8 protein-coding genes are annotated in these 7970 nt (G+C 68.7%); 5 read left to right on the top strand and 3 right to left on the bottom strand.

Going from position 1 to position 7970, the window contains the following annotated elements; genetic code table 11:
- Positions 1-172: 172 nt before the first annotated feature.
- Complete coding sequence (locus PLJ28_RS13940; protein WP_298045678.1) at positions 173-1141, bottom strand: hypothetical protein; 969 nt, start codon at positions 1139-1141, stop codon at positions 173-175.
- Positions 1142-1276: 135 nt separating this feature from the next.
- Between PLJ28_RS13940 and PLJ28_RS13945 the strand changes: the two genes are divergently transcribed.
- Positions 1277-1690, top strand: a complete 414-nt coding sequence (locus PLJ28_RS13945; protein WP_298045677.1) for a hypothetical protein — start codon at positions 1277-1279, stop codon at positions 1688-1690.
- Between the two features lie 184 nt (positions 1691-1874).
- Positions 1875-2375 carry a hypothetical protein gene (locus tag PLJ28_RS13950; protein ID WP_324590257.1) on the top strand — a complete coding sequence of 167 codons (501 nt, stop codon included), beginning with the start codon at positions 1875-1877 and terminating at the stop codon, positions 2373-2375.
- Between the two features lie 74 nt (positions 2376-2449).
- Here PLJ28_RS13950 and PLJ28_RS13955 read toward each other — a convergent pair whose 3' ends face one another.
- Positions 2450-3766: an Nramp family divalent metal transporter gene (locus PLJ28_RS13955; protein WP_324590258.1), complete on the bottom strand. Its 1317-nt coding sequence runs from the start codon at positions 3764-3766 to the stop codon at positions 2450-2452.
- 29 nt (positions 3767-3795) lie between these two features.
- A complete protein-coding gene (locus tag PLJ28_RS13960; protein WP_298045674.1) occupies positions 3796-4764 on the bottom strand; it encodes a dihydrodipicolinate synthase family protein in 969 nt (322 codons plus the stop codon).
- Between the two features lie 228 nt (positions 4765-4992).
- Between PLJ28_RS13960 and PLJ28_RS13965 the strand changes: the two genes are divergently transcribed.
- From PLJ28_RS13965 to PLJ28_RS13975, 3 genes are all read left to right on the top strand, one after another.
- Positions 4993-6027: a LacI family DNA-binding transcriptional regulator gene (locus PLJ28_RS13965; RefSeq protein WP_298045673.1), complete on the top strand. Its 1035-nt coding sequence runs from the start codon at positions 4993-4995 to the stop codon at positions 6025-6027.
- A gap of 138 nt (positions 6028-6165) precedes the next feature.
- The gene (locus PLJ28_RS13970; RefSeq protein ID WP_298045672.1) at positions 6166-6372 is read left to right on the top strand and encodes a tautomerase family protein; all 207 of its coding nucleotides are present in this window, start codon (positions 6166-6168) and stop codon (positions 6370-6372) included.
- Between the two features lie 126 nt (positions 6373-6498).
- Complete coding sequence (locus PLJ28_RS13975; protein WP_502877091.1) at positions 6499-7674, top strand: IS30 family transposase; 1176 nt, start codon at positions 6499-6501, stop codon at positions 7672-7674.
- Positions 7675-7970: the final 296 nt, after the last annotated feature.

Here is a 7970-nt window from a genome sequence, read left to right on the forward strand (position 1 = left end):
CGGCCGGCCCGCCCCGGGGGCCGAGGGCATCAAGGGCTCGACCAACGCCCACTGCTCCATTAAGAGACACTCCCTAGCGCATCGAACCTGGCCGAACTCCAGACCACGGTCATCGGCATGCTCAGCCACTGCCCCTACGGCCCACGCACCGGACCAACCTGACAAAGCACTACTAGGGCAGGGGGTCTGCCGTCTCGGTGCGGATCTGAAGGTCGGAGACGTCCGGCCAGGCGGTCAGGAGGCCGATGACCTCCTCGTAGTCCATGTCGCTGTCCGGCCCGAAAGTCTCGTCGGCGACCATGATGGACAGTGATCCCAGACGGCCCTCGTGGATCTGCAACTGGATCTCGAACACCGCACCATCCAGCGTGAACCGGGCCGTGACCGGCCAGAGCTGGGTGCGGGGGGTGATGCGCGGGGCGTCCTCATCGACGGTCAGATACACATCCGTGGGGAACACCCCGTCCAGGACGTCAGCGGGCAGGCCCTCGGGGACGCCCAAATTCTGTTGCTGTACCGATTCCAGCTGGAGCCGCAACGCCTCGGCGCCAGGAACCTCCGGCCGCAGCAACACGCCCAGGATGGCCCGCACCGCAGGGTCCACCGGACCAAGCGGCGGCTCGTCCTCCAGGCGGTCCGCGTGTTCCTGCAGCGCCCGCTGCAGGCCGCGCAGCTCGGCGCGGTCCGCCGCCCAGCCGGCGGCCACGATCGCGGCAGAGATGCCGGCCAGCCACCACCGCGGCCGGCGCACCCCGCGGGCCGTGAGCCAGTCCACCATCCGGGCGTCGAGGGCCTCGAGCGGGTCGGCCAGTCCCAGGGTGGCGCCCCCGGCGGTTACCCCGATGGAGGCCCGCTGGGCCACGTCCAGCGGGGCGTCCAGGGGCACGGTGGCGGCGGTGTAAGCACCGCTGATCGCCGCCGTCGTGATCCGGTACGCGGCCCGCGCCCCGCCGCCCAGGGTGCGGGGTTCGATGAGCGTCAGGCCACCGATCGCGGCGGCCGAGAGGGCACCGAAGAAGGGAGCAGCTGCAAGCCGGGCCGGTGGCGGGCAGGGCGCGTCGGTGAGGATGGCCGGGTCACTCGGGACGAAAACCCCACGGGACCAGCGGGCTTGGGCAAACCAACCGAAATCCTTGGACATGCCCCGAGGGTATCCGAGGGTAGGCGAAGGAGGCGCAACGGCCCAGGTCCATCGCGAGGATCAGCCGGGGCCGTTGCGCAGTGCTGCGGAGAGTCCGGGGCCGGGCGCCTAACAGTACTTGGTGAGGTCGGTCCGTTGACGCCAGTCACCGGGGTCGAGCGAGACCGTCTATGGGCACAGCCGGACCACGGCTTCGAACCGCACAGCCGGACCCAGGTCGAAACCCACGCATTTATCCTCCTGGATTGGCGACTGCAACATGTTTCGCTGAAGGATCCCCTTACTGCGCGGAGGCTCAGCCGCGGACTCCCGCGCGCTGAAACCTATGCTGGCGGCATGGGATGGCGGAGGCGTGGGCGCCGGGTCTGGATCGTGCAGCAGGACGAGATGCCTGACAATGTCGTCTTGGGGGTGTTCGACGACCCGGGCGAAGCCGATGCGTTCGCGGAAGCGATCCAGGACGAGTTTCCCGGGCATGTCATCATCGAGCAGTTCCCCATCGGCTACAAGTACACCGACGGCTCGGCCCGGTATTCCGATTTCTCATAACCATCCCTCTACGGACAGTGTTGTCGCCACACAGGTGCTTCGGGTGGGCCTTTGCTGAACTCTTAGTACCGCTGTGATCAACGAGATAGCCAAATCCCGGGTCTGCGGCTCTCCGGACTGGTACATAGGTAGAGAGGTAGCTGTATGGTCGGCGGCCGTTTCCTTTGAGGGGCGGGTCGGGTGCATGCGGCACGTCGTACTGGTGGATGGGTCAGGAGTGTTCGTGAAGGTTAATCAGTCGCCGGTGGACTCGCCGCGGGAGTGGGCGGACTCGGTGTCGGCTCGGGTGTTTCCCGCGGTGGCACGGGCTCCGCAGGGGCTGGCGCCGCGGTGGTGGAACCATCCGGTGGCGGTGATGTACGCGACGGTGTTGTGCGCCGCCGCCGTCTTTGCCGCGCCGGTGACCGCCTCCGGAGTGTTGGCCGTGCTCGTGGTGGTGGGCGGCGTCGGCCTGGCCACGGCTGCGGAGATCAACCGGCAGCGTTGGTCGACCAGCCGGTGTCATGCCGAACAGGAGGCCGCGTGGGTGGCGGCCCAGAGCGGATATCAGGTGGCCGCCGACGAGGCGGGGTTGCGTTGGTTGGCCGGTGAGCAGTGGCGGCCGGTGACAGTGGACCATCACCGCGGGTGGTGGCACGCGTGCCTGGATGCCACCGGCGCGTCCTCCGTGGAGGATGCCGCCTGAACGAGGCGTGGCTTTAACGAGCGGGGGTCGGGACCACGATATGGTCCCGACCCCCGCTGGTTTAGACGGCGTGGTTAGCCGCCGAGCAGGCTGGAGGCCAGCCGGTAGCAGGTGGCCAGGATCGCGATGAGTCCGACCAGCCCGAGCAGAGTCTGCCACCAGCGGTTGACGTACTTGCCCATCACGTCCTTGCGGGTGGCCATGATCAGCAGCAGGATCCCCAGCAGGGGGGCGACGATCACGGTCAGGGCTTGGGCGGTGATGATCAGCTGGATCGGGGAGCCCTGAGCCAGGAGGGTTACGGCCAGGCCGAAGGCCAACACCAGGCAGATCATGGCCTTGACCCGGTGCCGGTCGAGCTTGTTGCCCCAACCCAGGGCGTCGGAGATCAGGGTGCCGCCGGCGGTGGCGTTGGCGATCATCGAGGAGAACGCCGCGCAGGTAAAGCCCAGACCGAACACGATCGGCCCGGCCGGTCCGGCGACCGGTTCCAGGACCTTGGCCAGATCGGCCAGGGTCTTGGCCTCCCCACCGGTGGCCCGCAGGGCGGTGGCCGCGGCGACGATGACCAGGATGGTCATGATGCCCGGGGCCACGATCCCGGGGATGGTGTCGGCCAGGGTGGTCGCCTTGTACTGCTCGGGGCGCAGGCCCCGCTCCCGGGACGCGTAACCGGTGTAGAACGCGGCGTTGATGGAGAAGTTGGTGCCGACCAGGGCCACCAGCAGCATCCCGGCCCCCGGTGGCAGGGAGGGGATGAATCCGTCGGCGACCTCGACCCAGTCGGGCTTGGTCAGCACCGCCGAGGCCAGGAACCCAATCGCCATCAGGGCGATGATGGCCAGCAGGCCGCGTTCGAAGACCTTGTAGTAGTTCGGGGCCCAGGCCACGATGGCCACCAGCACGGTGCAGGCCAGTGTCCACAGGGTCGGGGAGCCGCCGAAGACCATGGACATGCCCAGCCCGGAACCGACGGCGTTGCCCACGGAGAACATCAGGGTGATCAAGAAGACCCCGATGCCGGCGGCCACCCCGGTGACCTTGCCCAGGCGCTTCTTGATCATCTGGATCAGGGAGCGGTCCGAGGCCAGGGCGATGCGCACGCTCATGTCGGTGAACCCGAGCATCAGCACGGTGGAGACGGCGATGACCCAGATCAGGTCGTAGCCGTGCAGGCTGCCGGCCTGCACGGCCGAGGCCAGGTTGCCGGGGCCGAACTGCCAGGCCCCCACGATGAACCCCGGGCCCATCAGGGCCAGAGCACCCAGCAACCGGGACCGGGACTTGCGCGGGGCAGGCGGCTGCGCGCCGGCCGCAGTGTGTTCGCCGTCCGTGACGAGGGCGGATCCTCGGCGGGTGGGCTTCTGGGGTCGTGCAGTCACATTGGTCATCGTCGTCTCCACCGTTGGGATTGGGAAGCTCAGACCACGCTGGCGGCCTGGAACGGGCGGGTGGTGGTGTACTGGGCGTCTTCACCGATCAGTCCGGCGTGGGCCAGTGCCGCGGAGATCTCCTCGCGGGCACCTTCTGCCAGCGGCAGCAGCGGCGGGCGGACCACCGCGTTGGGCAGCACCCCGCGCTCGACCAGGCCCATCTTCAGCGCCACGGTGCCCTCCATGTGCGAACCACGGTGGTAGACGGCCTTGGTCACCGGCAGCAGCTTGTCGTGGATCTCGCGGGCGGTGGCGTAGTCCTTGGCCTTGCCGGCGGCGATGAGCTCGATCAGCGGCTCGGGGGCCAGTCCACCGTAGCCGACCAGGGCGCCGTCGACGTCGAACATGGTGTGCAGCAGGTACTCGTCGTGGCAGGTGAGGATCTGCAGCTCCGGGTTCTCCCGGCGCAGCACCGGGATCTCGGTGTCCCAGCGGCGCATGTTGCGCACCCCGTTCTTGGTGGCGAACACCCCGGGCTGGGCGGCGATCTCCAGCTGGGTCTTGAGGTTGTAGGTGGCCTTGGTGGCATCCGGGTACTGGAACAGGATCAGCGGCAGACCCGAACCCTCGTGGATGATCCGGTAGCGCTCCTGCGGGGCGCCGTCCTGGTAGCCGAAGCGCAGCCACCCGTGGGAGGGGTAGACCAGGCCGGCGGAGGCCCCGGCCTCGCGGGCCCGGGCGGCCTCCAGGGCCGCGACCTTGTCCCCCTCCCCGGTGATGCCGGCGACGATCGGCACGCCGCCGGCGGCCTCGACCATGGTGCGGATGACCTCGGTCTGCTCCTCGGCGGTGAGGTAGGTGCCCTCACCGGCGTGACCCAGGCACACCAGGCCCTTCACGCCCGGCACCGAGGCCAGCCAGCGGGTGAGGTTGGCCAACGCGGCGTGGTCGACCTCCATGTCCGGGGTGAAGGGGGTGACGGGGGCGGGGACGAGGCCGCGGAGATCGAGAGACATGATCGGCTCCTTCAGAAGATGAAAACGTTTGCAAGAACGTTTTCAACTATGATGTGAGCCATGGCACATGTCAACACCTCCCCTCAAACTTTTCGTGACCCGGTTCACTCGCGGCGGCCCAGTGCGGTTCTCGACAGCACCCCGGGGGACCCGCCCGATTCTTCTGCTGCCTTGTCAGAGGGCACGCCACCGGTTTTGGTATCGTCCGGGGCATGGCCAAGGACCGTCGTGACTGAGCGCACCGCGTCCAAAGCGGTGACCATTCGCGACGTGGCCCGGGCCGCCGGGGTAAGTATCTCCACGGTCTCCCGGGTGCTGGATGACCGGCACCCGCCCTCGACTTCGCCCTCGGCCGAGCGCGTGCGCGCCGCGGCCACCGAGCTCGGTTACCGCCCGGACGCCTACGCCTCCGGGCTGCGCCGTCAGCACAGCCGCACCGTCGGGGTCCTGGTCCCGCGGTTGTCGGACACCGTGATGGCCATGTTCTTCGAGGAAGTCGCCCGGGCCTGCGCCGCCCAGGCCGGCTTCGCGATCGTGGCCACCACCGAGGACCGCCCCGAGGCGGAGAGGGCCGCCGCCGAAACCCTGCTGCGGCAGCGCGTGGACGGCTTGATCCTCACCACCGCCCGGTTGGATGATCCCTTCGCCGCCGAGCTGCGGACCCAAGGGGTGCCCCACGTGCTGGCGCTGCGCACCGACCACGTCAGCCCCACGGCCGCCGGTGACGACGAACTCGGTGGCTACCTGGCCACCCGCCACCTGCTCGACTTAGGCCACCGGCAGATCGCCCTGGTCGCCGGCCCGTCCTACGCCTCCACCGCCGTGGCCCGGCAGGCCGGGTACCGCCGGGCCATGGCCGAGGCCGGCCTGGCCGACGTGGAGCATCTGATCCACGAGTCCACCTTCGGCATGGACTCCGGTGAGACCGCGGCCCGGGCCATCCTCACCGGCCCGGACCGGCCCACCGCGATCTTCGCCGTCAATGACAACACCGCCATCGGCGTGCTCGCCGCTGCCCAGGCCGCCGGGCTCTCCGTGCCTGATGACCTGTCCGTCGTCGGGTACAACGACATCCCTGTCTCGGCCCGCCTGCCCGTTGCTCTGACCAGCGTCCGGGTTCCCTTCGACCGGATCGCCACCCACGCCGTGGACCTGCTCACCCAGCAACTCGCCGGCACTCTCAGCGCAGAACCGGTCACGGCCACCCCGACACTGATCCCGCGCCAATCCACCGCGCGGCCGCCGGCCACACCAGCCACCTGACAACACACCGGTCGCCCACCCCATACGCCCACCCCATACGCGCACCCCGCCCTTCGGCGACGCCGCCCCAGGTTCCAACCGGGCCAGCGTCCGTCTCGACACGTCGGTCGCCGCGCGCCCCTCAGAACGGAGTTCTCCATGCCCATCGTCACCATCAACATGGTCGCCGGGCGCGACCGCGCCAAGGTTCAGGACTGCCTGCGCGAAGTCGCCACCGCGGTCTCCCGCACCCTCGAGACCCCCCTGTCTTCCGTCCGCGTCCTCGTCAACGAAGTCGACCCAGAACTATGGACCGTGGGTACCACGCTCAAGAGCGAGGAACCCTCCACCGGGCCCAACCCCTGATCCCGCCCAGGACCCCAGGGGCGATACAAGTACGCCGGTTAACAGCACCCCGAACCAGCGATGGCACCGTCCCAATAATGGAACCTTGGGTTCTAACGGTGATTGCAACACCCCGGTTGAAGCGAGATGCGAGACGAGGTGTTGGAGGTGCGATTTGGTGGCTACATGGTTCCCGAAGTGCATCAGAAGTTCTGGGAGGCGATGGCCCGAGGTGAGTTCATCACCGACGCGGCCCAGGGCGCGGGCAGCTACCGCAAGCAGGGGGCCCGGTGGCTCGTTGCCTGTGGTGGGGTCCGTCCCCGGCGGGGCCGGAACCTGAAGGGACGGTGCTTGACGTTCGCCGAGCGGGAGGAAATCGCCCTGCTGCGGGCCCAGCGCCAGGGCGTGCGGCAGATCGCGGCCGCGGTGGGCCGCTCACCCTCGACGATCAGCCGGGAACTGCGCCGCAATGCAGACCGCCACGGAGGCTACCGGGCCAGCACCGCGCACGCGGCCGCCTACGAACGGGCCAGCCGCCCGGAGCAGGCCAAGCTGGTCACCCACCCGCGCCTGCGCGAACGGGTGGAGTCCGACCTGGAGCAGAAGTACTCCCCGGAGCAGATCGCCGGCCGGCTGCACCGGGAGTTCCCCGAGGACCCGGAGATGCAGGTGCACCACGAGACGATCTACCAAGCGCTCTACCTCTCCTCCCGCGGTGCCCTACGGCGCGAGCTCACCCGGCGGCTGCGCACCGGACGCAGCGTGCGCAAACCCGGCCGCAAGGCCGGCCAGCGCAAGAACCGCATCCCGGACCCGGTCAGCATCACCGAGCGTGCCCCCGAGGCCGATGACCGCGCCGTGCCCGGGCACTGGGAAGGCGATTTAATCCTGGGCCGCCGCAACGCCTCGGCGATCGGCACGCTGGTCGAGCGCACCACCAACTACACCATGCTGGTCCACCTGCCCCACGGGTACACCCCCGAACTGATGCGCCAGGCGCTGACACGGAAGATCCAGACCCTGCCCAAGGCGCTGCGCACCTCGCTGACCTGGGACCACGGGACGGAGATGCGCGACTGGAAGCAGATCAAGCTCGCCGCCGACATCGAGGTCTACTTCGCCGACCCGCACTCACCGTGGCAACGCCCGGTCAACGAGAACACCAATGGACTGCTGCGGCAGTACTTCCCCAAGGGCAGCGACCTGTCGGTGCACAGCGAAGCAGACCTCGACGCGGTCGCCGCCGAGCTCAACGGCCGACCCCGCAAACGGCTAGAGTTCCGCAAACCGATCGAAGACATCGGACCGCTGCTGTTGCAATGACCGCCAGAATCCGCCGAACCCCCACCGGACACCCCCACAGCCGATATGGATGAACGGCGGCACGCCACTAGGGGCATCCCGTATGACCCGTCCGGTGGCCTGTGCCGCGGCGGGGCGCCATACGGCACACTCCTGAGGGACCCGCGGCAATCTGAGTAGGGTCCCGACTTGCGTCAATGCAGGTGGGGGCTCTGGACATTTCTGTCCACTCAACACGATGTCATCGCACAGATTTGTCGGCGGGTATACCCGGTTGGACACCCTCGAAAGGATGCGTTCGCCAAATTTTGGCGGTC

Origin of the sequence: Citricoccus sp., from assembly GCF_035445025.1 — a bacterium.
GTDB lineage: Bacteria > Actinomycetota > Actinomycetes > Actinomycetales > Micrococcaceae > Citricoccus.